Genomic DNA, 25681 nt, shown 5'->3' with positions numbered 1-25681 from the left:
GCACGCACTTGCATCAGGCATCCGAGAGGAGAAAACATACCCATGAAGGCACTCTACAATGACGGTTCGGTGGCCGAGCTCCCGCAGGACGAGGTCACGCACGTCATCCGCCACTCCGCCGCGCACATCATGGCGCAGGCCATCAAGCGCCTGTACCCCGAGGCCGACTTTGCCTACGGCCCCGCGACCGACAACGGCTTCTACTACGACGTCGACCTGCCCGAGGGCGTCAAGATCAGCGAGGACGACTTCCCCGCGATCGAGGCCGAGATGAAAAAGATCGTCAAGGAGAACCTCAAGTTCTCCGTGTACGAGAAGCCCCGCGCCGAGGCCATCGCCCTTATGGAGGAGCGCGGCGAGAAGTACAAGGTCGAGCACATCGGCGACCTGGACGACGACGCCCGCATCACCTTCTACCAGCAGGGCGACTACATCGACATGTGCGTCGGCCCCCACATCTGCTACACCAAGGCGCTCAAGGCCTTTAAGCTCACCGGCGTCTCGGGCGCCTACTGGAAGGGCGACAAGGACAACAAGATGCTCACCCGCATCAACGGCGTCGCCTTTGCCACCAAGGAAGAGCTCGACGAGCACATGCATATGCTGGAGGAGGCCAAGAAGCGCGACCACCGCAAGATCGGCCGCGAGATGGACCTCTTTATGATGCGCGACGAGGCCCCCGGCTTCCCGTTCTTCCTGCCCAACGGCATGATCCTTAAAAACACGCTGCTGGACTACTGGCGCGAGATTCACCGCAAGGCCGGCTACGTGGAGATCTCCACGCCGCTCATCATGAACAAGCAGCTGTGGAAGACCTCGGGCCACTGGGACCACTACAAGGACAACATGTACTCCACCGTTATCGACGACGAAGAGTACTGCATTAAGCCCATGAACTGCCCGGGCGGCGTGCTGGTGTACGCCTCCAAGCCGCACTCCTATCGCGAGCTGCCCATCCGCGCCGGCGAGATTGGCCTGGTGCACCGCCACGAGCTGCGCGGCGCCCTGCACGGTCTGTTCCGCGTGCGCTGCTTTAACCAGGACGACGCCCACCTGTTTGTCCGTCCCGACCAGCTGACCGACGAGATCGTGGGCGTGGTCAACCTCATCGACTCCGTGTACCAGAAGTTTGGCTTTAAGTACCACGTCGAGCTTTCCACCCGCCCCGAGGACTCCATGGGTTCGGACGAGGACTGGGCGCGCGCCGAGGAGGGCCTGCGCACCGCTCTGGAAAAGCTGGGCATGGACTACGAGGTCAACGAGGGCGACGGCGCCTTCTACGGCCCCAAGATCGACTTCCACCTGGAGGACTCGCTCGGCCGTACCTGGCAGTGCGGTACCGTGCAGCTCGACTTCCAGATGCCGCTCAACTTTGACCTGGAGTACGTGGACGCCGACGGCACCAAGAAGCGCCCCATTATGCTGCACCGCGTATGCTTCGGCTCCATTGAGCGCTTCATCGGTATTCTGATCGAGCACTTTGCGGGCAAGTTCCCCACTTGGCTGGCTCCCGTGCAGGTCAAGGCACTTCCGGTTTCCGAGAAGAGCCGCGACTACGCCCACGAGGTGTGCGCCAAGCTGGAGGAGGCCGGCATTCGCGTGGTCTGCGACGATCGCGACGAGAAGATCGGCTACAAGATCCGCGAGGCTCGCAGCATCGACCGCGTGCCCTACATGCTCATCCTTGGCGAGAAGGAGGTCGAGGCCGGCAACATCTCTGTTCGCGATCGCTCCAATGAGACCGTTCAGATGAGCGTTGACGAGTTTGTTTCCAAGGTGCTCGAGGAGATCAAGACCCGCGCCTAAGGCAAACTTCACAACAATTAACAAAGGCGACCGTCCACATAGGGCGGTCGCCTTTTTTTCATGCCGAAATAAGAAAAGCCGCTGGTTGAGCGGCTTTTTTTGTTGCACAAAAAGGTACAGGTTTTTATAGAGGGGTATGGAGATGTACCTTCTAGCAGTACATTTTGCGTAATCTGGGCAAACGCTGGTTAATTGCTCGTATAATGTCGTCTATCGAAAGATACAAAGACCTGTACTTTTGCGACTGCGCCTAGCTGCGAGCGAGAAGCCTGTTCTAAACGCCCCTGCATTTGCGTGCATCGCAAAGCCAAAGGGGGGCGAGAACATGGAACAGACGGCACGGCGCCAAGAGCAGCTGCCGGGCGCATTCAACAGCGCCACTACCAACAGCCAGCACGGCCGCGTCCGCTGGTATCTGATCCACACCCCCCATGGAAAAGAGCGCGAGACCTGCGAAAAGGTTCGCCGCATTATCCCGCACAACTTGATGCAGAGCGCTTTTGTGATGCAAAAGGAGTTCTGGTTTAAGCGGGACGGTGCATGGTCGCTCCAAACCAAACCCATGTACAAGGAATATTTCTTCGTCGCCACGCACGATGCCGCCGCGCTCGATAGGGCTTTGGCCCAGTTGAGCTTTGGCTGTCGCATCGCCGGTAGTAGGGAGCGGGCGTACATGCCCATGCCGGACGATGCGCAGGACTGGTATCGCAGCGTGCTCGACGACGATGGCGTGGTGCGCAACAGCGTCGCCCGCATAGAAGACGGCGTGCTGCACATAGAACAGGGCCCTTTGGTGGGGCAAGAGGCCCGAGTTAAAAAGATCGACCGTCATAAGCGCTGGTGCCTGGTGGACGTAGGCGAAGGAGACTCCGCATTTAGGGAGCTGCTTGCGCTCGACGTGCCCAGCAAAACGTAAGGGAGACGTTGCACCGGCAAATCATTCGTTTTTTGAATTCATGGACGGGGGGGGTTCCTGGGGACAGGGACGTAAGTTTTATCGTGACTGCTAATAAAGAAGTGACAGAGAGCAATGCGCCCGTAGGGGCGGCGCTGATTGCTCAAGCCATGGACCGGCGTGAAGGCGCCGGTCGATATAAGGCCATGCAATCCATCATGGACTGGGACAACTCGCGCCTGGTCTACCACGCCGTCAAGCGCGCGTTCGACATCGTTTTCAGTGGCTGCGCGCTGGCCGTCATCGCCATACCCAGCCTGGTGCTGGCCACGGCCATCCGCCTGGAGAGCGAGGGCAACCCCTTCTACAGCCAGATCCGCGTGGGCCAGACCCACCGCGACGGCAGCCTGTCAACCTTTCGCATGTGGAAGTTCCGATCAATGTACAGGGACGCCGACGAGCGCCTCGCCGAGCTCAGGGAGCAGAACGAGATCGCCGGCGCCATGTTCAAGATGAGGGAGGACCCCCGCGTCACCAAGATCGGCAGGTTCATCCGCAAGCACTCCATCGACGAGTTCCCACAGTTCCTCAACGTATTCCTGGGTCAGATGTCCGTCGTCGGCCCGCGCCCGCCGCTGCCGAACGAAGTCGCGGAGTACACCGAGTACGACCTGCAGAGGCTAGCGGTGAAGCCAGGTATTACGGGGCTCTGGCAGGTTACGGAGCGAAACTCCACCGGGTTCGACGGCATGGTCCGCCGTGATCTCGAGTACATAGCCAAGCGCGGAATCGTCATGGATCTCAAGATCGTCCTCCTCACGGTTCTGGAGGTCTTCAACGGAAGCGATGCGTACTAATGCCTAACTCTAATGCTCGATTCGAATCGGAGAAGAAAATGAAGATTGCCGTCGCCGGTACCGGCTACGTCGGCCTGTCCCTCGCCGTCCTGCTCTCGCAGCACAACGAGGTCCATGCGCTGGACATCGTTCCCGAGAAGGTCGAGAAGATCAACAACTTCGTGTCGCCCATCCAGGACAACGAGATCGAGCGCTTCCTAGCAGAGGCAAAGGCGGGGGAGCGCGAACTCGACCTGCACGCCACCGTCGACGTGGTCGAGGCCTACGCTGGCGCCGACTTCGCCGTCATCGCCACGCCCACCAACTACGACTCAGACAGGAACTTCTTCGACACGAGCTCCGTCGAGGCCGCCATCGCCGCCGTGCGCTCGGTGAACCCGGACGCCTGGATCGTCATCAAGTCGACGATCCCCGTCGGCTACACCGCGGGCCTTCGCGAGAGGTTGGGCGACAGCAAGATCTTCTTCAGCCCGGAGTTCCTGCGCGAGAGCAAGGCTCTCTACGACAACCTGCACCCCAGCCGCATCGTGGTTGGCGCGCCGAAGGAGGACGCCGACGCAGTGACCGCCGCCGAGCACTTCGCCGGCCTGCTCGCGCAGGGCGCCGACCCCGCCGAGCTCGATCGCGTCAACGCCGACGGCTCGAAGGGCATCCCCGAGCTCGTGCTGGGCACCACCGAGGCCGAGGCCGTCAAGCTCTTCGCCAACACATACCTGGCGCTGCGCGTGGCCTACTTCAACGAGCTCGACACCTACTGCGAGGTCCGCGGCCTCAACACTCGCGACGTCATCGACGGCGTGTGCCTGGAGCCGCGCATCGGCAGCCACTACAACAACCCCAGTTTCGGCTACGGCGGCTACTGCCTGCCCAAGGACACCAAGCAGCTGCTGGCCAACTACAAGGACGTACCGCAGAACCTGATCGAGGCCATCGTGGAGGCCAACCGCACCCGCAAGGACTTCGTCGCCGACGAGGTGCTGCAGATGGTGTGGGGCCGCGTGTACGCCGGCAAGGAGAAGCCGGTCGTGGGCGTATACCGCCTGACGATGAAGTCCAACTCCGACAACTTCCGCGCGAGCTCCATCCAGGGCATCATGAAGCGCGTGAAGGCCAAGGGCGTGCCCGTGGTGGTCTACGAGCCCACGCTGGACGCGCCGGAGTTCTTCGGCTCCGAGGTGACCCACGACCTGGAGGCCTTCAAGGCCGGCTGCGACGTGATCGTCGCCAACCGCTGGAGCGACGAGCTCGCGGACGTGGCGGACAAGGTCTATACACGCGACCTGTTTAAACGAGACTAGGTGGTATGAATGGCAAATAGAAAAGTCCTCGTCACCGGAGCCGCCGGCTTTATTGGTGCGTTCCTCGTCAAGAAGCTGCTCGAGGAAACCGATGACACGATCGTCGGCCTCGACAACCTCAACAGCTACTACGACCCCGGCATCAAGGAAGCGCGCCTGCGCATGCTGGCCGAGGTAGACACCGACGGCCGCTTCGCCTTCGTTCGCGGCGACCTGTGCGATGCCGCCCTCATCGAGCGCCTGTTCGCGGAGAACGGCTTCGATGTCGTTGTGAACCTTGCCGCACAGGCGGGCGTCCGCTACTCCATCGAGAACCCGCGCGCCTACCTTGAGAGTAACCTCGTGGGCTTCTTCAACGTGCTCGAGGCCTGCCGCCACCACCCGGTGAGGCATCTTGTCTACGCGAGCTCCAGCTCGGTCTACGGCGGCAACAAGAAGGTTCCGTTCTCCGAGGAGGACCGCGTCGACTCGCCGGTTTCGCTCTATGCCGCCACCAAGAAGTCTAACGAGCTCATGGCGGCCGCCTACTCAAAGCTCTATTCCATCCCGGCCACCGGCCTCCGCTTCTTCACGGTTTACGGCCCCATGGGCAGGCCCGACATGGCCTACTTCGGTTTCACCGAGAAGCTGCGCCGCGGCGACACCATCAAGATCTTCAACATGGGCGACTGCCGCCGCGACTTCACCTACGTTGACGACATCGTCGAGGGCGTCAGGCGCGTCATGGACGCCGCCCCCGAGGTGAAGATGGGCGAGGACGGGCTGCCGCTCGCCGCGCACCGCGTCTACAACATCGGCAACTCGCACCCCGAGAACCTTCTCGACTTCGTCGACACGCTGCAGCGCGTGCTGGTGGAGGAGGGCGTGCTCCCGGTCGACTATGACTTCGAGTCCCATAAACAGCTCGTGCCCATGCAGCCCGGCGACGTTCCCGTCACCTACGCCGACACCACGGCGCTCCAGCGTGACCTTGGCTACAAACCCGCGACGCCGCTCGAGGACGGCTTGAGGGCCTTCGCCAAGTGGTATCGCGAGTTTTACGGGGGTTGTTGCTAGCGTGCGGATAGCAATGATTGGACATAAGCGATTTGGATCTCGTGAAGGCGGGGTCGAAGTTGTTGTTACGGAGCTGGCTCGTCGCATGGCCGAACTAGGCCATGAGGTTACATGCTACGACCGTTCTGGTTCTGACGTGATGACTGGAGAGTCGACATCTCTTTCCGAGCGTGTTGTTGACGGCGTGCGCATTGTGCCGGTTAAGACAATTGATAAGAAGGGCCTCGCTGCACTTTCTTCGTCTTATTTTGCGACTCGACAGGCGATTAAGGACCGTCCTGACGTGATTCATTACCACGCCGAAGGCCCCTGTGTTCCACTGCCCCTTGCCCGTCGGGCAGGAATTCGCACTGTTGCAACGATTCACGGTCTTGACTGGCAGAGGGCCAAGTGGGGACGACTTGCTAGCACTTATATCAAGATGGGCGAGAAGGCGGCTGCAACACAATCGAATGAGCTGATTGTCCTGTCGTCGTCTGCGGAGGGCTACTTCAAGCAGGAATACGGTCGCGAGGCCACTCTCATACACAATGGAGTGGAAATACGAGAGCGTATTGATGCCAGTTTAATCGCTGAACGTTGGGGCCTATCTCGTGGCGACTACATCTTGTATCTTGGTCGACTGGTGCCCGAAAAACGCTGCGATTTGCTCGTCGATGCTTTCCGGCAGCTCGATACCGATAAACGTTTGGTCATTGCTGGCGGTGGTTCTGACACCGATGCATTTGAGATTGAGCTTAGAAAGCGGGCTGGTTCTGACCCGCGCGTTATTTTTACCGGATTCGTCACGGGTGACCTTCTAGCCGAGCTCTATTCGAATGCATATGTCTACGTGCTCCCTTCCGATGTGGAAGGTATGCCCCTTTCTCTTATGGAAGCCATGTCCTACGGGACATGTTGCGTTACGAGCGATGTGCCCGAATGCGCTGACGTTCTTGGAAGCTCCGGCGTAACTTTTGCCAAAGGCAACGTTTCTGAGCTTACTTGCGTCCTTCGCAGCCTTCTGGATAATCCGGAAAGGGTCAACAAGCTCGGCGAGAGTGCTCGCGAGCGCGTGAGAAATAACTATGACTGGGATTCCGTGGTCGAACGGACCCTCGAGCTTTATCAAGGAGAGGCCCGATGAAGATAATCTTGGCGAATTATCGCTACTATGTCTCGGGCGGTCCCGAGATTTATATGTTCAACGTTAAGCGCCTTCTCGAAGATGCTGGGCATACTGTTATTCCGTTTTCGGTCCGCAGCCCGCTCAATGAGGATACACCATATTCTCGTTATTTTCCCCATGGGAAGAGCGAGTCGGGTGACGCCTACTTTAGCAACGTTAAGAAGACTCCGAAGAACGTCGCTCGTTTGCTCTCCTGCGCTTTCTATAACCGCGAGGCATATGAGAATCTGCGACGTCTTATCCGGGACGAGAGGCCGGACGTCGTCTACGTCCTGCAACAGATTAACGCGCTTTCTCCGAGTATCTTCAAGGCTTGTCACGATGAAGGCGTAAGGGTTGTCCACAGGCTTTCGGATTTCAATATTATGTGCCCCCGTTCCGATTTTCTCTGCAACGGGGAGGTCTGTACGGCTTGTATCAACGGTGATTACTCCAAAGCCGCCGATATGTCCTGCTGCCACGGCTCGAGGGCCACAACTGCAGTGCGTATCGCGTCAATGAAGTTCCACCGCCGCAAGCGCCTTTTTGATTATGTTGATGCATTTGTCTGTCCCTCTGCATTCACGGCGTCTCTTCTGGAAAAGTCCGGTGTGCCGGAAGAGAAAATCAATGTTGTTCCGACGTTTACTATGGCTCCTTCTCTGTTTGAGGACGGTCCTACCGCGGGAAAGTACTCTCTCTATCTTGGTAGGATCAGTCCCGAAAAGGGCGTTGATCTAACCGTAGGCGCCGCCATGTGTAACAGCGGTGTAAGGCTTAAGATCACCGGGCGTACCGACGACGAGTACGCTGCGTCAATTAAAGCGGCTGTAGAAGAGGCCGGTATATCGGACCGCGTGGATTTCGTGGGTTTCGTCAAGGGTGAAGAGAAGGAACGCCTTATCGATGGCGCCGCATGCGTTCTCTGCCCTTCGACTTGGTTTGAGAACATGCCCAACACGGTGCTCGAGGCCTACGCACATGGCAAGCCGGTTGTCGTTTTCGATATCGGCTGCATGCCGGAGTTGGTGGAGAACGGGGAGACGGGGTCCGTGCTTCCCCTGGGCGACGTTGATGCGCTTTCGAAAACCATCGCCTTTTACCTGGAGAATCCGGATGAAGCCCGACGCCAGGGTATGAATGGCCGCAATAAAGTGCTTACGAAATATACACCGCAGAACCATCTCGAAAAGCTTGAAGCGATTCTTGATCCTGCCTGCGCCAAGAAAGAGGACTAATCCACATGGCTGATAAGAAACTCAACGGTACCGTCATCGTCACCTATCGGTGCAACGCGCGCTGCACCATGTGCAACCGCTACAAGGCTCCCAGCCGCCCGGAGGAGGAGCTCTCCATCGAGACCATTAAGAAGCTCCCCAAGATGTACTTCACCAACATCACCGGCGGCGAGCCCTTCATCCGCCAGGACCTCAAGGACATCGTGCGCGAGCTCTACAAGAAGTCCGACCGCATCGTGATCTCCACCAACGGCTTCTTCACCGACCGCATCATCGACCTGTGCGAGGAGTTCCCCAACGTCGGCATCCGCATCTCCATCGAGGGCCTGCAGCAGACCAACGACAAGATCCGCGGCCTGGATAACGGCTACAACCGAGGATACGCCACGCTCAAGAAGCTCGTCGAGCTCAAACACCCCGACGTGGGCTTCGGCATGACGGTGCAGGACCTCAACGCGCCCGACCTGGTGCCGCTCTACAAGATCTCGGACGAGCTGGGCATGGAGTTCGCCACGGCGTCGCTGCACAACAGCTTCTACTTCGTCGAGGCAAAGAACATCATCCACGACCGCCCCATGGTGGCGAAGAACTTCGAGGACCTGGTCAACGAGCTGCTCAGGTCCAACAGCCCCAAGAAGTGGTTCCGCGCCTACTTCAACCACGGCCTCATCAACTACATCTACGGTCAGCCGCGCCTGCTGCCGTGCGACATGGCGTTCGACACCTTCTTCATCGATCCCTACGGCGACGTCATGCCCTGCAACGGCACCAAGGACAAGGAGGTCATGGGCAACCTCAACGAGGAGTCCTGGGACGAGCTCTGGAACTCCGACCAAGCTGAGAAGGTTCGCACGAAGGTCCGCCACTGCGACCGCAACTGCTGGATGATCGGCTCGGTGAGCCCGGCCATGCACAAGTACATCTGGAAGCCCGGATGGTGGGTACTCAAGCACAAGGTGAAGGCGCTGTTCACCAAGAGGCCCTATGACATGCATGAGCTCAAGATCGTGCGCGACTACGAGGAGGGTCGCGTGACCAAGGAGCAGCTCGACGCCTGCTCGACTTGCGACCTGTGCGCCAAGATCAACGATGGTTTGTCCGAGGCGTCGAAGGCGGACGCTCACGTGTATGAAACGCATGAGGCAATGTAGGGGTATAGCGTTGTCGGCCTCTGGCCTTACTTTTTTGCGCGACGATAGCAAGTTTTCTTAGTTATTTTGCTCGGAAGACAAGTCATCTTTTTTTTCTACTCGCAAGAGGAGGTATCTAAGCTTGCATTGCCCGAAGATGCGGGGCAAAGGTGAATTTGCGTTTGGCGTTATAGCTCTTTTCGTCTGCTTATTTGCTTATTGCTCTTCTCTGATAACTTATAGAATTAGTTTTGTTATTTTTGCTTTGAGTATCATGCTGATGATTGCCATTGCCGTTCGAAGTGGCAGGATTGTGTCCTTTGATCTGAGGGCAATCGTGCCACTATTGCCATGGGGCGCGGTTGCTGTCATGGCTGCTATCGGATTTGTACTGGGCGGTGGGTACGACCTCTCTGCAACTATTGCCCTTGTCTCCGTAGTTGTTATTAGTTATTTTGCAGCTGAAAACCCTAATTGGATTCTCCCTGCCGTTAAAGTTTTTATTGGGGTTTTACTCATTTTTGCATTGGCAACTATTGCCTGCTATGTAGCGCCTCAGCTCTATACTGGTTTTATAAAACCGACGTTCTATTCAAATGTGCCAATGGCAATGGACTATCGATCGGGTTTAGCGTCACACTATAGTCATAATGGAACTTTCTGCACGATAGGCTTAATACTCGCTTCCTCTATGTCCTTTTATGGCAGCGAGTCAAGTTCAACTAAACGGTTCTACGGCATTCTTGCGTTAATTTTCTTTATTGCTCTTGTTTTGACTACAAAAAGGGCTCATTTGTTGTGCGGGATTTTTGCTATTGGTTTGGTTTACTTGCTTTCTGGCAATAGCCATAAATATCTTAAGGCTATTGGAGTCACGGTATTGGTGCTGCTTGCCGTGGCTATCCTTGCGCCTCTTGTTCCTGGCGTTGAGGCGACAATCGAAAGATTGAATTCAACCTTTTCCAGTGGTACCAGCTTCGAGGACAACGTTAACAATAGGACATTTCTTTGGAATTACGCCCTAAATGGCCTTTCCCAGGCACCCTTATTTGGTCATGGCTGGACTAGCTACTGCTATCGTTGGCCTGACGGTTTTACTATTACATATATGGCGCACAATGAGCTCCTTAATCTTTTATATGAAACCGGGTTTTTTGGAACTGCCTTGGTTCTTGCTAGCTGTCTAACAAGTTTTGTATTGACCTTCACGACTATTTCGAGGGTTGTGGAGGGGCAACAAAAAGCTTTTCTACGCCTTTCACTTTGCATTCAGGTTTTCTTTTTAAGCTATGCGTTCACGAGCGGAGCTCTATTCACAACGATTCCAAACCTGATTACGTATTTCTTTGCTATCGCGATAACTTGCAGCCTCCGGTGGAATTCAATTTCCCGCCAAAATGCTGCGTAAGAGCAACGGAGATAATTAATGGGAAAAATTAGTAAAGCAGTTCAGTATATGAAGCATCCTTTGAGAGCTTACTCATTAATCTCAAAATGGGGATGGACTCGCTGCTTGCCTGATGAAATTCACTTAAAAATAATGTATAGGGCGCTGATTGGAAAGAATATCAATCTGGATAATCCAAAAGGCTTTAACGAGAAGCTGAACTGGCTAAAGCTTCATGATCGTAACCCTCTCTACAATATCCTTGTTGACAAGCTGGCTGTTAAGCAGTGGGTCGCTGACAAAATTGGCGCTCAATACGTTTCTGAGACTTATGACTCTTGGGACCGTGTCGAGAGCATAAACCTCGAGAATCTTCCCAATCAGTTCGTGCTTAAGACGAATCATGACAGCGGCGGAGTTGCTATCTGCCGCGACAAGTCCTCGTTTGATTTTGATGCGGCCAAGAGGGTTCTTCGTAGACACCTCAATAGTAATTATTTTTGGTGGACAAGGGAGTGGCCCTATAAGGATGTTACCCCCATGGTCATGGCGGAGGAGTATCTCGAGGATGAAGGCCTCGATACTGGCCTAGTTGACTATAAAGTCACGTGCTTTAACGGAAATCCTCGACTTATTGAGGTGCATAGGGGCAGGTTTGGTGAACATACTTGCAACTATTACGATCAGGATTGGAATCCAGTCTCCATTGATTGGGCTGGCATTCCAGTTTCTCCTGTTGAGGTTGAGCGTCCTGAAAAGCTTGAGAAAATGCTCGAGTTGAGCAGTGTCCTCACCAGGGGAATTCCGCAAGTGCGTTGTGATTGGTACGTACTGGGCGATCGCTTGGTTTTCGGAGAGTTAACGCTGTTTAATGGGGCCGGACTTGACCCCATTGATGAGAAAAACGATTTATGGCTCGGATCGCTCATTGATTTGTCGCTTGCCTATGGGGATCAATAATTCGTTTAGAAGCACGATAAGGTGATGATTAATATGAGAATTGGTATCGTTACATTATTTGGCAATTTTAATTACGGCAATAGACTTCAGAATTATGCGCTTCATACCGTTTTGAGCCAAATGGGGCATGATGTAGATACGCTCGTTACTCTTGAAAAATCATCTGCACTTAAATCCATTTTTCACAAGTATTTTGAAAAGGAGAACGGTGCGATAAGGTTCAGGACTAAAAAGGAGCGTGGTCGCGATGCCGCTTTTTCTAAGTTTACAGATTCTCTAATTCCTACAAGAATTATTTCAACGAACGGCAGTGGTATTTCGTCTCAATTGAATGATGAGTACGACTATTTTGTTGTCGGAAGTGACCAGGTCTGGAATCCCCTTTGGTGGGGCGATTCGCTGGAGTGCAGATGCGCCAATGATTATCTTCTTCAATTTGCCGACGCTAATAAACGAGTAGCATACTCAGCCAGTTTTGGCCTGGCATCTCTTCCCGAGAATTGGGCGTCTTCCTTTAAGGAAGCTCTTGAATGTTATTCGGATATTAGTGTGCGAGAAGATGCCGGAGCTCGCATTGTAGAGGAACTGACTGGTCGAAAAGTGCCGGTTACCCTAGATCCGACCATGCTTTTGACTGCAAATCAATGGCGTAAGATAGAAAAGCCTGTGGCTTGCAAGCAGAAGTACGTATTTCAATTTAATCTTGGCGAGCAGTCTGATGCTCAGGTTAAATTGACGGCGGAGTTGAAGTCGCTCGGGTATGAAATTATTGACTACATGAATCCTAACTGTCGCTATTTTGGCGGTGATCCTTCGGATTTCCTTTCTTATATCGATAAGGCCGACTGTGTCTTAACCGATAGTTTTCATGCATCGGTTTTTTCGATTTTGTTTAAGCGTCCCTTTGTCGTTTTTGATCGTAAACATGCGAACGGTTCCAACATGAACAGTCGTATTAACACCTTGCTGCAGATGTGTGGCCTCGAGGAACGGTGGGGTATTTCGGATGCGACAAACGCGCTTAACTGCGACTATTCTGGAATCGACCGTGCTATAGATATTCGCAGGGCATATTCCAATTCATACTTATTAGACGCTTTGTCACGTTAAATTCGTCCCTTCAGTTATCGGAGAACACATGTCTCTCAAATCAGATGTTAAAGATGGCTTATATGATGTCTTAGAGAACGTCAAGATTCATCGCGCTCGACATGCAGAAATTACAAAGTTTAAAGATCCCAAAAGAAAATCTATTCTCAGTGATGTCGAGCTCTCTTCCGAGCAAATGCGTGCCATCGACAAGTTTTATGTTGAGAACTATGGTAGAAAAATCCCTTACACATGGCATCGGCATAATCTTGCAATTTCTGGCAAGTTCGATGTCAGGTTTTTTCCGGAACTCCTGTTTATCCCTGAGTTCGAACGATATATGAATATGCCGGTGGCGTATGCCACCGTATTTGAGGATAAGAATCTTCTTCCATTGTTTGCCGAAAGAGCTGGGGTTAGAACTCCACGTCCAATCGTTACAAGCACGTCTGGGGTTCTTCGCAATTCCGACTTCAAAGAGATTTCCAAAGAGACTGCACTTAATTTAATTGACAACTGTGGTGCTTGCTTTGCAAAACCGACAGTAGGGACTTGTTCGGGCGAAGGCTGCGGGTCTTATTGCTTTGCTTCCGGTGTCGATGCTGCGACGGGTACTACTGCTGAAGAATTATTCGAATTGCTCGGCAGTGATTTTACAGTTCAAGAAGTAATCTCATGCCATTCTTCAGTGGCTAAATTACATCCTGAGAGCGTTAATACACTGAGGATTATGACATACCGCTGGCAAGGCGAACTCCGTTCTTTACCTCTGCTGATGAGGATTGGTCGCGGAAAGAGTGCGGTGGATAATGCGCATGCTGGCGGCATGTTCATTGGCATTTCAAATGAAGGTTTGCTTGCACCATCGGCCCTTACTGAGTTTAATGATCGGTTCGAGAAACATCCTGACACGGGGGTTGTTTTTCAGGGATATAAGATTGCTGGTGTTCCCGGTGCTATTGATGCGGCGAAGCGCATGCATTCGTTGATGCCTCAAATGGGCCTTATCAGTTGGGACTTTACCATCGGGGAAGATGGCGCGCCGATTGTTATTGAAGCCAATATTAGGGGAGGCTCTATTTGGCTTTCCCAGATGGCGAATGGCATTCCAGGGTTTGGTGACGCAACGGCGGAAATACTTCAGTGGCTTCGTTTCATGAACAATTTGGCTCCTCACGAGCGGCTTAAATATAAATTCGGTTACAAAGATTTGGGGTAGTTGCCGCCTATGAAAGGCAAAGTATCGATAATTATTCCCGCATTTAATGTTGAGAATTATATCGGGCGTGGTGTCTCTTCTGCTCTCTCCCAGACGTATGAGGACATTGAGGTTGTCGTTGTCGACGACGGGTCGTCTGATGGCACATGGAGTGTTCTCCAGACGTATTCTGCTGATTCAAGGGTGGTGCTTTCACGCCAAGAAAACTCCGGTGTCTCTCGCGCACGTAACCATGCGCTGAATCTTGCGACTGGTGACTATGTTATCTTTCTCGACTCTGATGACTGGCTTGAACCTGAAGCATGCGAGCAGATGATGCGGATGCAAAGCCTTAAACCGGGTGCCCTAATTGCTGCAGATGCAAATTTTGTTTCTGTGGTTAACGGCTTGGAGGTTTGCGGCAATCAGGTTGTCGACATGTCCATTGAGGATCTATCCTCCGATGCCGCTATTCTCCGCTTTGGAGTTTACAATTCGATACATATCGGCAGTTCCTGCTATAAGCTTTTTTCTCGTGAGTTAATTGAACGGTGCGGCTTAAGGTTTGACGAGCGGATTGCCCATACCGAGGATGGTCTTTTTGTATTTACCTATCTTAAGGTATGTCGCGGCCTTCACTATGAGCCCCTTGCGTTGTGGAATATTTTGGATCGCCCTGGAAGCGCTACCACCAGCGGCTTCAACCATAGTTTGCTAAGCTCTCTCGATGCTATTGATCAGATGATTGGTTATCCAGGGAACAGTCCTGAGATTGTTAGTCATCTTCGTCAGTTCAAGGTTCATGAGGCTTTGAGGATTCTTGGAATGGGTATCGATTCGGGCCAAATGAGTTCGAACGAGGAAGATCGACTATTTAACGCTATTAGGTTTACCGAGTGTGACAGTCCTCAGCTAAGTGGTGTCGATAGGGTGCGTAGAGCGATGTATCTTAACGCTCCACGAATTGTTTCGAGGGCATTTAATTCAACATTGCGTGCCGTAAAGAAGAGGAAATGAGAATGACTCAGCAAGAACAGTCGGGAAGGGCTGATAGGGCACCAGAAATCATCTCTCTGGGTGATTCCTGCTGTGGATGCGGCGCCTGCTCTGCCAAATGCCCGAAGGGATGTCTTTCGATGACGCCGGACGAGGTGGGCTTCTTAAGGCCCAGCTTCAATTCCGACCTATGTATCGGGTGTGGTGCTTGTGACTCGACTTGCCCCGTATTAAGTCGCAATCCCGTTGTCGAGCCTGTTGAAGTGTCTTGGGCCAAGTCTCTTTCAAGTGATGTTCTCCAGCAATCATCGTCTGGAGGGCTCTTTGGTGTGCTTGCCGATGCTGCTATTGAGTCCGAGGGTGTTGTCGTTGGGGCTTCTTTCCAGGAGCACTGCCATACGGTTCGACATGAGTGTGTTACTGATTTAGAGGGTCTCAAAAGACTCCAGCGATCAAAATATGTACAAAGCGAGATTCCTGCTTCTCTTTATCGAGAGGTCAAGGACTATCTTCTGGCGGAACGCTTAGTTTTCTTTACGGGCACTGCTTGCCAGGTTTCTGGCATGAGGAACTATCTGGGCAAGCTAGCAGATTCTGCTTTCTTTATTTCTGCTGACGTTATCTGCCACGGCGCCCCATCGCCTCTGCTCTGGAGAAAATGGATTGATTTCCAGTCTTCTGCCCAAAACTCTGTAATTGATGATGTCAATTTCCGGAGTAAGACGACCGGATGGTCGTCTTACTCCGTCCTTTACTACGCAAGGACGGAGAAAGACGATCAACGCGTCTTAGGTGGCCGCTTTGGTGACGATTGGTATATGAGAGCATTTTTGGACAACGCGTCGTTGCGTTCTTCATGTTTTGATTGTCCGGCAAAGCGCTCTTGCGGGTCAGATTTAACTCTTGGTGATTTTTGGGGATTCCCCTCCATTCATCCCGAAGTTGATTCCTCTATGGGGGTCTCTGCCGTTCTGTGCAATACCGATAAAGGCAAGAAATGGTTCGACAGGGTATCGCCTAAGCTTGAAATAGGGCCTTCTAGCTATGAAGAGGTGATTGGCGGGAATCCTGCGCTCGCTATTTCCGTAGCCCCTCATCCTCAAAGAAATAAGTTTCTTCATGCTCTTGCCGACGGTGCGAGCATAAGGGAGCTTTCTTCGAAGTGGAGCTTTGAGGATACATTTTTGATTCGTGTGAGGCGAAAACTCAAACGGATACTCGGCAAGTAGGCTGCATTCGTTGTAATCGCTATATGGTTTGGATAGGCAGATGACTGCAGAAAGTAAATATAAGAAATTAGTTAAGAACTCTGTGGTTTTCTTTATTGGGAACCTAGGTAGCAAGGTTATCACCTTTCTCATTGTTCCCTTTTATACTTATTATTTAACGACCGCAGAGTATGGCACAGCTGACCTTGTTACCGCTACGGTCAATTTGCTCGTTCCATTTGCTATGGTTGGTATGAACGAAGCTGTTCTTCGATTCACGGTCTCGAAGGAAGCCGACGTTAAGACCATTGCGTCGAATTCGCTTCTTGTTGTTATCGCTGGCTGGGTTATTTGCTGGCTACTGTTCCCGTTGTTTCGCATGCTCAGCGTTATCGGTGATAACGTCGTTTATTTCTTGCTCTTACTTTGCTTGACCAGCTTCAACTACGTATTCATGCAGCTTCTTCGCGGAATCGGCAATTCAAAGGCATTCGCCGCCAATGGAGTGGTCATTACATTTGTTACTGCCTTTTCGAACGTACTTGCACTTGCAGTGTGGCATCTTGGTGTTGGCGGCTACCTTGCTTCTATGGTTGTTGCGCAATTCATCGGAGCTTTGCACATCATCGTGTCCTGTAGACTATGGAATTACCTTTCATTCTCCAGCTTAAATAGACATGCGCTAAATGGCATGTTGACCTACTGCATACCTCTAATTCCGAACTCGCTTATGTGGTGGATTATGTCGGCTTCCGACAGGTATGTAATACTGTTCTTCATTGGTGCCAGCGCAAACGGTATCTACAACGTTGCCCAGAAGATCCCTCAGATCGTGAACATCGTTTACAACATTTTCATGCAGGCATGGCAGATTTCCGCAATTGAAGAGCGAGAATCCGCGGACAATGCTAAGTTTCAGTCGACGGTCTTTCGCTATATTTTTGTGGTTCTTGCCGTTGCCTCGTCCCTTATTGCTGCGTCTGCTTACCCTGTCTACACGTTCCTCATGAGCTCATCGTATGAAGGCTCCTGGCAGCCAGTTGCAATGCTATCGCTTGCGAATCTCTTTTCCTGTGTTGCCGCTTTTTTTGGAACAACGTATGTCGTTACCAAAGAAAGCAAGAAGGCCTTCTCTACAACTGCTATTGGCGCCATCGTTAACATAGCGCTCACTTTGCTTCTTGTTCCGGCGTTTGGAATTATGGGCGCTGCTGGCGCTACTGCCATTAGCTATGCCGTTATCGCTGCAGTGCGCGCGCGTGATACACGTAAGTTTATTAAACTTGATTTTCACAGGGGAGAGATTGCTGCCAGCTTTATTCTGATTGGCGCCCAAGTGGCTTTGTCTTTTGCACCGTTCTCTCATGGCATTCTAATTGCAGAGTTCATGCTTTTCTTCGCCCTTCTATTCGTTCTTAGGAACGGTCTCTTAGACATTGCTCGCAAGGGCATGAAGGTAGTTGGAAAGCGTAAGCAATCTGCTTAAGCGGTGTCTGATTGGGCATTTACTCGTTTGAGCACTGCTGAATACTGTGAAACAGTACCGAAGAAATTGCACATGGGTGCCGGGGCAAGCATGAGCCTCAGCGCCCATTTTGGGTAGTTTGCCGTGTGATCGGAGTGGGCGATTGCCATGAGCTCGTCGGTCAGGCCAAAGTACAGATGGCGCTGGTCCAGGTCTCCGTACCAGTTTTCGCTGGTGTCGTCCCAGGTTAGGTCCATCTGGCACCATTTGCCGCCGATCTTTACGGCGTTCCAGGTGTGGCCGTTGCCGGTGATGCGGCCGTTGGCGATGCCCGCGGCGTCAAGGAGCTTGGAGTAGATGCGCTGGTAGCTCTCGCAGGTGCCTTGGTGGCGGGTGAGGCCGCTCTCGGCGCTGCACCAGTTGAGGCTGTGGTCGTACTCCAGCTGGTCGAGCGTCCAGTCGTGGAGCCACAGCGCCATGTCGTATTCCGAGCCGTTCGTCTCTTGCCTGCACTGGGTTACGGCGTCGTTGACGATCTGCGTGACGCTTGGGCGGGCGGGGTCGTTTACGGTCACCTCCGCCGTGGTGCGCAGGTAGTAGATCCCCTTGTCGTTTTGGGGGTCGTTTCTGTCGTTGTCCATAAAGTAGAAGTAGATGCGGTACGTGCCCGATGCCGTGAAGTCGAAGGTGAAGTCGTGGCCCGCGGTGCCCAGGCTGTAGTAGCTGGCCCATGCCGGGCGCGACGGGTCGCAGACGCTTTCCTGGCTGCCGCCGTCCCAGTAGGTGGGCACGTCCATGCGCGCCTTGGCCTGGGACGAGCCGTTGGTCTGGGTTACGTGGAAGGTCGTCGCGGTGCCCGCGGGGGCGTCGTTCCACGAGACGGTGAAGGTGACGCCGTTTTGGGTTGCGGTGGCGGAGTGGGCGTAGGTGGTTTGTGGCGCGGTTGAGATTGCGGCGGTGTGGGGGTGGTTTGGGCGCTAAGGGATGGGGCGGGGGTGCCGGTTGCGGTGGGGATGCCTGTTGCGGCGGCGGTGCCGGGCGTGGCGGCGGTGCCGTTGGCGCTTTCCGTGTTGACGGCGCTGGTGCCGGTGGATGTTGCGGTGCTGTCCTCTACGGTATCTGCTGTCGCATTTGTGTCCGTGCCGTCTTCAGCCTTGCCTGTGTCGCTGCTCATGGCGTCGGCTTGCGCTTGCTGCTCGGCTGTTGTCGGAGGCTGAATCGCCTCCGCGATGGCTACCATAGGCATCGTCGCGCCGACCATGGACGCGCACGCGATCGCGCAGAGCAGGTAGTAAAGGGGTCGTTTCATAGCGGAGCCTCTCGGTGAGCAGCCAATAGGGTCCGAAGGCAGCTCCAGGCCGGCACTCCGCACATATTTTGTTGGGTTTATTTTACGGGAACACCAGTCAACATCAGCGAACTTTCTGGATTAAGTTGGGGAGGGGGAGGGAGCGGGCCAGTTTTAGTCCTCGACGGCGCTCTGACCCGAGCTGGGTTGACTACACGCGATGCGGCAGCTTCAACATGAGGCCGTCTTCCGCTTCTTCGAGACTCGGCACTGAGGCCTTTCAGGAAAAGCCAGCGAGGCTGCTGCCTAGTTTATTGCGGCTTACGACCGGGCAATAAGCAGGCGTCTCAACATGTTGGTCAAGCAAAATCTTTTGTTAATTTCGAACAGGTATTCGATGTGGATGACTTTGTACCGGGCGAAAGTGATTGAGTCTAATTATGTTTTCATGCAGGTCAAGGGTGCTGTCTACAAGGGGATGAGTTGACTCGTAATTTCGCGTGAATAAGTTCCGCATTATTTTAGCTGCGTTTACCTGTTAAAACACAACATCTTGTGCTCATCATCAAAAAAGAAAACAGGATATGGAACTGGCGAAGGGCTACAATTGAAACAACGAGAAGCGTCGTTTCCCCATTACAACCTAATTGTTCGGAAGGAGTCGGATGGAATAGTTGTCAAAATCGAGGCCATATTGATGGTCCATTAAATTTCTTTAGGGGCGTGTGCGCTTATTGGTCAACAGCAGTATGCGCCCCCGTTTGTTCAAATCATTTTCAAATAGCTCTTCTTCAAGAACCTGACACTTGCGTGGCGGGGTGGGTTAGTTTGTAAAAAATGCGAAGGATGGCTTTTGGATTATTGGAGGTGCGTAATTATTGGCCAATAACTATCTAGATGATTTGCTTGGAAAAATCTCTGCTTACGATCTGTTCAATGTGCTCTTACCGGGTGCACTCGTAACATATTCCGTCAGTCAGATGCCGTTGGGCAGTTGTATCGACTGCTCTAACTGGTTGGCACTATTTGTGATGAGTTATGTTCTCGGTCTTATTGCGTCGCGGATTGGCTCTCTTTGCATTGAACCGTTGGTCCGCAAACTACAACCGACCGGAAAGCGGGACTATTCTGCCTTTGCATATGCTCAGAAACGCGATCCAAAGGTCGAGCAGCTCTTAATGATTTCAAATATGTATCGCAGCCTGGCGGGGGCCGGTGTCCTGCTCGTAATTATTCTGCTTGCATCATTGTTGCCGGAATCTCATCGGCTTCCAGCGGCGCTGTGCTCTTTTATCGCCTTATTTGTTGCCTCCTGGATCAAGCAGGAACGGTATGTAGAAAAACGAATCAACTTCAATCTTGAGGAGTGTGATAACCATGAGCGAGATTAAGTCTCTATCCGTTGATAACGGCGACATGTTTTATATCAATCACAATACTGATAACTTCAGCATGATTGACTGTAATATTACCGATGAGCGTAAGTCGGAAATCCTTGATGAGGTCAAAAACCTTGCAGGGAAAAAGGGCGTCGTTCGTTTTATCAGTACGCATCCGGACCAAGATCATATTCAGGGTATTGAGTATCTTGATGAGCTCGGGCTTATTAAGAATTTCTATTACGTTGACAATAATGTCTCCAAGTCCACGGAGACTGAGAGTTTCAAAAAGTATAAAGATCTGAAGGAGTCGTCGTGCGCTTACAAAATATACAAGGGGTGTAAGCGCAAATGGATGAACGTTTCTGATGGTGAGCGCGGTTCTGCTGGGATTAGCGTCCTCTGGCCCGATGTGAATAATGAGACCTTTCGGGATGCTTTGCGGGATGCCGAAAGCTCTGATAAACCCAATAATATTTGTCCTGCGATTGTCTACTCTCTTGATGAAGGGGTCCGTGCGCTTTGGCTTGGTGACATGGAGAATGACTACATGGAGGCGATCGAAGATGACATTGCGCTTTCGCCTGTGGACATTCTTTTTGCGCCGCATCATGGACGGAAGTCCGGTCGCGTCCCTAAGACATGGCTGGATAAGTTGGAGCCTCGGTTGATTGTTGTAGGAGAAGCCCCGTCAGACGAGCTTGATTATTACTCGAATTGCAACACTTTGACACAGAACAGCGCTGGCGATATTTTATTCTGTTGCGAGACCGGTAAGACTCATGTCTATGTTGGAGCTCCTTCTTATAGCGTCAATTTCTTGGGTGAAGACCCTAATGCTCCGCGAGTGAAGGGTGCGCTGCATTATTTGGGCTCTTTTGATTGCGGTGACCGTTAGTCCTGCTGTCGTCTCGTTCATTCGTGGCCTGCCCACGCTTTTACCCGACAGGCCTAGATGTGTCCTTTCATCTCATTGAGATGGTGTAGGATATTGTCCTGTGATACAAAAGCTCTACGGGAGCTTTAAGGGTGACGCTTTCGACAAGAGAGTGTTGCCCTTTTTTCATGAGTGTAATGATGTGTATTTAGGCGTTTTGTTAATAGGGTTACGCGGGATGCCCTGGAATGCCTCGGCGGTTGAGCTTAGATTTGAGGCACCGTAAAAGACGTTACCGTGCGGGGAATGTTATGTGCTGTCAACGATGTCGCTCTCTCGCACCGTGAACATGCGGAAAACGGCAAGAGCCAGCTGGCGTAGATACCCGTCCCGTACGCTAAAGACGCTTCCAATGAATCACCCTGCTCGCCGGGTAGATCATGGTAGTAGCTGGCTGCGTTTATATAGAGGCGTTCGTCCGTCAGCTTACCAATGTACGCCTCTTTGGGTGCGAACTTCAGTGTCCCAAAGCTCTTTCGCCTGGGTGTGCGGGGCGACCAGAAAGCCAGGTGGGTCAACGGTCCTGCTGTGTGCGCTTCGTTTTTTGTCCGCGCCAGTGCTTACACTTTTGAAAAAACGGCACGAGGGCTTCTGTCACATATCTCATGCTGTAGACACATCGGCAAGTTCAGAGTTGAAGGCGAGGTGATTATGAAAGGTAGAAATCAGCACATTACGAAGCGTTCGGATGGCAATTGGCAGGTTAAGGGCGAAGGGGCATGTCGCGCTTCTTTCGTTACGACAACGCAGAGCGAGGCAATAAAGCTCGGTCGACGCATCTGCTCCAATCAAGAGTCGGAGTTGATCATCCATCGTCGTGACGGCAGAATCCGCGCAAGGGATTCCCATGGCCACGACCCCTTCCCACCGAGGGGATAAGGGGTCGGCTCCATGCCGACAACGGCCCGTTATATCGCGTCCGTTGTCGCTAAATGACTTCTTCATTGTGGCGAAATACGAGCTTGGGGCTATTTTACCTGAATTGGTTGTTTGGTCTCTTCAAAGGGTTGATTTGGGGGATTCGTGGTATTGGATTGACGGACCCCGAGTTCTCCCTTAAAGTAATCGTTGTGATGAGGCCTTGCGACGGTACGTCCGGCTTGGTCCGTGGGAACCGCCGAAAGGCGGTTTTCGCGTTTAAGGGGTCCTAATGGATAAACCATTTAAATCTATTGATGAGCAGATTGCTATTCTTGAAAGCCGTGGACTCGAATGCGATAACAATACTCGTTTAGTTTTGGAGCGCGAGGGATACTATCCGGTTATTAACGGTTGCAAGGATTTATTTCTCGACCAGCGCGGAGATTCTTGCCACGAGCTATTCGTAAAAGGTACGAAGTTTTCTGATATATATCGTTTATTCGAATTTGACCGTTCATTGCGTCTGCTCATGTTTGAGTACTTTAACAAGGCGGAAGCGATTCTTAAAACTGTCTGTTCTTATCGTTTCGCAATGGCCCATAAAGATAGCCCGGAAGCATACCTGGATAGAAGATCTTACCGTGCTGATGCTGGTTATCGAAAAAAGATCGACACGCTCATTTGTGATTTCGAGAAGGTGCTATGTAGGTCTCAAAAATGGAAAAGCGATTATAAAAGGGACTATATTCGGCATTATGAGAATAATCACGATAATACGCCGGTATGGATTCTTATGAATTATTTGATGCTTGGTCAGGCATTCAAGTTCTACGAGTTTCAGCCAGAAAGCATGAGAAATTCCATTGCCAAGTCGTTTTCCGGTCTCTATTCTGAGACCCATGAAGTCGATAAGCGCATCAGCCCACGTAGGCTAAGACTTGCATATGATCACATTAAAGATTTTCGAAATATCTGTGCGCATGACGAGCGTCTATTCTGCGCCAGGGTATCTCCGTCTCACGATGTCAATCTAGTAGGGGTTTTAAGCGATCTTGAGCTAGTGCTGACTGAGGATGACTATAAGATTTTACGCCGAAATATACTGCTTGATGCACTTAAGTTGAGCGACGAGCTCAGCAACGATGCCAGCGCAAAAGTGCTTTTCGCTATGGGCGTTAACGATTTGCCGAGCGTGTTTCCTAAGGAAATATTGGGGTCGTAATCGACGCGAGCGATGAATTTACCCTACAAGTTGGATGCGCATGAGATCGCGCAGAGCAGGTAGTAAAGGGGTCGTTTCATAGCGGAGCCTCTCGGTGAGCAGCCAATAGGGTCCGAAGGCAGCTCCAGGCCAGCACTCCGCACATATTTTGTTGAGGTTTATTTTACGGGAACACCAGTCAACATCAGCGAGCTTTCTGGGGAATGTTGGGGAGGGGACGGATGGTGGGCCCGCTTTGGTCCCCGGCGGCGCTCTGACCCGTGCTGGGTTGACTATACGCGATGCGGCAGCTTCAACATGAGGCCGTCTTGCGCCTCTTCGAGACTTGTTACCGAGACCTTCCAGGAAAAGCCAGTGAGGCTGCTGCTCAGGTCAAGCTCTGCATGGGCGTATTCTTCGATTTTGTAGTCTTGGTTTTTCGCCGGGTTTCTTAATTGAAGGCATTTGATCCGGGGAGCGTAAAACAACAGTTTCAAATATTGTCGCTTCCTGTTCAATTTTGTCTATCTACAATTAATCGCAAGCGTATGACTTGAGGAGATTGTTTACAGGTGGAATCGGTCACTATTCTTTGGATTGTCTTTTATGTCTTTACCGGTTTGGTGAGCGTTCAGCTTGTCCGCTTTGCTGGGCCCTTGGCGATTGGAGGGCAATACACCGTCGAAGAACTGTACCCCTCCGATGAGTCGGGCAGGTTGAACGTTGCCTACCGAATTCTCGCTCCAACAATTTGTTGCCAGCTCCCCGTGTTTATTGTGGCTGCGATTTGCGATGCGTTTTCAGTTCCAGGTCCTTCGCTGCGATACATGCCCACCCTTTTCTATTGGTTGTTTCTTGGGGTAATCAAGCATGCAAGGGGTAAATTGCGGTACCGGACCCTTCCTTTCTCATTCGAGGCGTTCATGTCTCTTTTGCTGTCCGTCGCATTCGATCACTTTGTTATCGATGGCTATCTCGGAGGACAGGGGCTAGATGTGCTTGATACTTCGAGTATTGCCTTTGAGTTTGAGCTGGCATTATTTGGTGTTGTGACCTTTTGGATTTCCACCTTTTTTAAGCGTTATCAAATTAAGCGTAGCCGTGTGCGCTCATATGTCATTCCGTCATATGTTGTTCCGTCGTACTCCGTATTTAATTACTCTTCAATTGATACGGGCGAAGCCAGGCTATTCGCATACGAGCGTGAATATGGTGATCTTTTACCTCAGCGTTTTTCGAATGATCTCCTGTTGAGAAGTGTTTTCTTCGCAATTATGGCTATAGAGGATGGGAATCGTCCTGAGTTCATCCGAACGATCGAGCGTATGGCCGCTCATTTCCATTTGGCAAATACTACGGGGATAATGCAGCAGAAGAGCGAGACTCCTCTGTCTGATAGGGATAGCGTTAAACTCGCAATTCCCTATATTGAGAGCATGTGGGACCAGTTCCTTGTTGAATTCGGTCGTTCTGCTGAGGGATCCGGGGGAGACGGTCTGCGAATTTTCATGGGCTATTACACCTACGACTACTTGATGTTGTCGCGGACTATCCGCAATCACTTTGCGCCATTTTATGGGGACTATTGTGGAACGAGATTACTTAATGCTAATCACGTATTTTGCGATGTTCTGGAATTTGAGGAAAGGCAACGTTACGGATTGCTTCCAAAGACGGTTTCTGCGACTGGATCGATATGCGCCACTGAGCTTGGATGGCTTTCTGGAGAGTACTGTTATTGGTCCGATTACAATACGGTTGAATCCTGCCTGAATGAAAATGATGCCAATGGCGTTAAGCTGGTCAGCAAAAATGACGTGAATAAAACTCAGATAACCGAGATGACCTCAAGGCTTAAGGAGCAAGGTGTTTCCGTTCTTGAGGTCAAGTATGTGGCCGGCGCTTCGGCGACCATCGTGTGCATCGGCGATTCGTCTAAGATTCCGAGTACTGCCGGTAGTGACTGGATGTTTGTTGGCTAGTTGAATCATCTTTGCCTTTCACAAGCATAGGTTAACGACTAGAATACACTTAATTGCGGTGGAAGCCTTCGGGCGACACCTGAAGAGGGTTGATGCGTCGGCCCTCTTTTTTATTTAGATGTAAGATTCGGCTTGGCAAAACAAGGATCCCATTTGGGGAAAAGCAAATATCCGGCGGTTTTATGCTTCGGGACGCGCGGTTTAAGCGTGTTTTTCGGAAGTGCGAGGAAAAACCGAAAACCGCCGAGCACACCCCGGTAGCGTGCAGAGATGTGGTGTAAGAGGCGGGGCATGCCCCGCCTC

Annotated in this window: 24 protein-coding genes; 21 read left to right on the top strand and 3 right to left on the bottom strand. The window is 52.2% G+C overall.

Annotated features, from left to right (window positions below):
• The first annotated feature begins 42 nt into the window (after positions 1-42).
• From thrS to DXA43_RS08745, 15 genes are all read left to right on the top strand, one after another.
• The gene (thrS, locus tag DXA43_RS08815; protein ID WP_117806890.1) at positions 43-1806 is read left to right on the top strand and encodes a threonine--tRNA ligase; all 1764 of its coding nucleotides are present in this window, start codon (positions 43-45) and stop codon (positions 1804-1806) included.
• A 325-nt stretch (positions 1807-2131) separates the two neighbouring features.
• Entirely contained in the window at positions 2132-2722 is a 591-nt protein-coding gene (locus tag DXA43_RS08810) for a hypothetical protein (protein ID WP_117806889.1), read from the top strand.
• Between the two features lie 101 nt (positions 2723-2823).
• Positions 2824-3558, top strand: coding sequence for a sugar transferase (locus tag DXA43_RS08805; RefSeq protein ID WP_233540058.1), 735 nt, complete (start codon positions 2824-2826; stop codon positions 3556-3558).
• 38 nt (positions 3559-3596) lie between these two features.
• Complete coding sequence (locus tag DXA43_RS08800; protein ID WP_117806888.1) at positions 3597-4856, top strand: nucleotide sugar dehydrogenase; 1260 nt, start codon at positions 3597-3599, stop codon at positions 4854-4856.
• A 9-nt stretch (positions 4857-4865) separates the two neighbouring features.
• On the top strand, positions 4866-5912 hold the full coding sequence (locus DXA43_RS08795) for an NAD-dependent epimerase/dehydratase family protein (RefSeq protein WP_117806887.1): 1047 nt from the start codon (positions 4866-4868) through the stop codon (positions 5910-5912).
• A 13-nt stretch (positions 5913-5925) separates the two neighbouring features.
• Positions 5926-7038, top strand: coding sequence for a glycosyltransferase family 4 protein (locus DXA43_RS08790; RefSeq protein ID WP_233540057.1), 1113 nt, complete (start codon positions 5926-5928; stop codon positions 7036-7038).
• The gene (locus DXA43_RS08785; protein WP_117806885.1) at positions 7035-8297 is read left to right on the top strand and encodes a glycosyltransferase family 4 protein; all 1263 of its coding nucleotides are present in this window, start codon (positions 7035-7037) and stop codon (positions 8295-8297) included. Before DXA43_RS08790 ends, DXA43_RS08785 begins: the two co-directional genes overlap by 4 nt.
• A 5-nt stretch (positions 8298-8302) precedes the next feature.
• A complete protein-coding gene (locus DXA43_RS08780; RefSeq protein ID WP_117806884.1) occupies positions 8303-9448 on the top strand; it encodes a radical SAM protein in 1146 nt (381 codons plus the stop codon).
• A 121-nt stretch (positions 9449-9569) separates the two neighbouring features.
• Positions 9570-10835, top strand: a complete 1266-nt coding sequence (locus DXA43_RS08775; protein WP_147344748.1) for an O-antigen ligase — start codon at positions 9570-9572, stop codon at positions 10833-10835.
• 18 nt (positions 10836-10853) lie between these two features.
• Entirely contained in the window at positions 10854-11774 is a 921-nt protein-coding gene (locus tag DXA43_RS08770) for an ATP-grasp fold amidoligase family protein (protein ID WP_117806882.1), read from the top strand.
• A gap of 33 nt (positions 11775-11807) precedes the next feature.
• Positions 11808-12884, top strand: coding sequence for a polysaccharide pyruvyl transferase family protein (locus DXA43_RS08765; protein ID WP_118256131.1), 1077 nt, complete (start codon positions 11808-11810; stop codon positions 12882-12884).
• A gap of 28 nt (positions 12885-12912) precedes the next feature.
• Positions 12913-14082 carry a sugar-transfer associated ATP-grasp domain-containing protein gene (locus DXA43_RS08760; protein WP_117806880.1) on the top strand — a complete coding sequence of 390 codons (1170 nt, stop codon included), beginning with the start codon at positions 12913-12915 and terminating at the stop codon, positions 14080-14082.
• A 9-nt stretch (positions 14083-14091) separates the two neighbouring features.
• Positions 14092-15078, top strand: a complete 987-nt coding sequence (locus DXA43_RS08755) for a glycosyltransferase family 2 protein (RefSeq protein WP_117806879.1) — start codon at positions 14092-14094, stop codon at positions 15076-15078.
• A 2-nt stretch (positions 15079-15080) separates the two neighbouring features.
• Positions 15081-16286: a Coenzyme F420 hydrogenase/dehydrogenase, beta subunit C-terminal domain gene (locus DXA43_RS08750; protein ID WP_158564972.1), complete on the top strand. Its 1206-nt coding sequence runs from the start codon at positions 15081-15083 to the stop codon at positions 16284-16286.
• A 40-nt stretch (positions 16287-16326) separates the two neighbouring features.
• A complete protein-coding gene (locus tag DXA43_RS08745; protein WP_117806877.1) occupies positions 16327-17751 on the top strand; it encodes a lipopolysaccharide biosynthesis protein in 1425 nt (474 codons plus the stop codon).
• Here DXA43_RS08745 and DXA43_RS08740 read toward each other — a convergent pair.
• Positions 17748-18527, bottom strand: coding sequence for a transglutaminase domain-containing protein (locus tag DXA43_RS08740; protein ID WP_117806876.1), 780 nt, complete (start codon positions 18525-18527; stop codon positions 17748-17750). The genes DXA43_RS08745 and DXA43_RS08740 overlap by 4 nt on opposite strands.
• Positions 18528-18725: 198 nt before the next feature.
• Here DXA43_RS08740 and DXA43_RS10210 point away from each other — a divergent pair, with 198 nt between their 5' ends.
• From DXA43_RS10210 to DXA43_RS08720, 5 genes are all read left to right on the top strand, one after another.
• Positions 18726-18947, top strand: a complete 222-nt coding sequence (locus DXA43_RS10210) for a hypothetical protein (RefSeq protein WP_147344746.1) — start codon at positions 18726-18728, stop codon at positions 18945-18947.
• Positions 18948-19896: 949 nt separating this feature from the next.
• On the top strand, positions 19897-20409 hold the full coding sequence (locus DXA43_RS08735; protein ID WP_117776309.1) for a hypothetical protein: 513 nt from the start codon (positions 19897-19899) through the stop codon (positions 20407-20409).
• The gene (locus DXA43_RS08730) at positions 20396-21295 is read left to right on the top strand and encodes a hypothetical protein (protein ID WP_199580557.1); all 900 of its coding nucleotides are present in this window, start codon (positions 20396-20398) and stop codon (positions 21293-21295) included. Before DXA43_RS08735 ends, DXA43_RS08730 begins: the two co-directional genes overlap by 14 nt.
• Before the next feature lie 471 nt (positions 21296-21766).
• A complete protein-coding gene (locus DXA43_RS10615; protein ID WP_370448009.1) occupies positions 21767-22213 on the top strand; it encodes a DUF2188 domain-containing protein in 447 nt (148 codons plus the stop codon).
• A 271-nt stretch (positions 22214-22484) separates the two neighbouring features.
• A complete protein-coding gene (locus tag DXA43_RS08720) occupies positions 22485-23417 on the top strand; it encodes an Abi family protein (RefSeq protein ID WP_117806875.1) in 933 nt (310 codons plus the stop codon).
• Positions 23418-23689: 272 nt separating this feature from the next.
• On the opposite strand, the gene DXA43_RS08715 is transcribed toward DXA43_RS08720, so the two are convergent.
• Positions 23690-23893, bottom strand: a complete 204-nt coding sequence (locus DXA43_RS08715) for a hypothetical protein (protein ID WP_117638224.1) — start codon at positions 23891-23893, stop codon at positions 23690-23692.
• A 75-nt stretch (positions 23894-23968) separates the two neighbouring features.
• On the opposite strand from DXA43_RS08715, the gene DXA43_RS08710 reads away from it, so the two are divergent.
• Entirely contained in the window at positions 23969-25378 is a 1410-nt protein-coding gene (locus tag DXA43_RS08710) for a hypothetical protein (RefSeq protein WP_117779137.1), read from the top strand.
• A gap of 110 nt (positions 25379-25488) precedes the next feature.
• Here DXA43_RS08710 and DXA43_RS10495 read toward each other — a convergent pair.
• The coding region (locus DXA43_RS10495) for a hypothetical protein (protein ID WP_233540056.1) at positions 25489-25681 on the bottom strand (193 nt) is incomplete at its 5' end.

The organism is Collinsella sp. OF02-10 (assembly GCF_003463445.1).
Lineage (GTDB): Bacteria > Actinomycetota > Coriobacteriia > Coriobacteriales > Coriobacteriaceae > Collinsella.
Note: the sequence above shows the minus strand (reverse complement) of the source record. Positions and strands in the feature narration are given on the sequence as shown.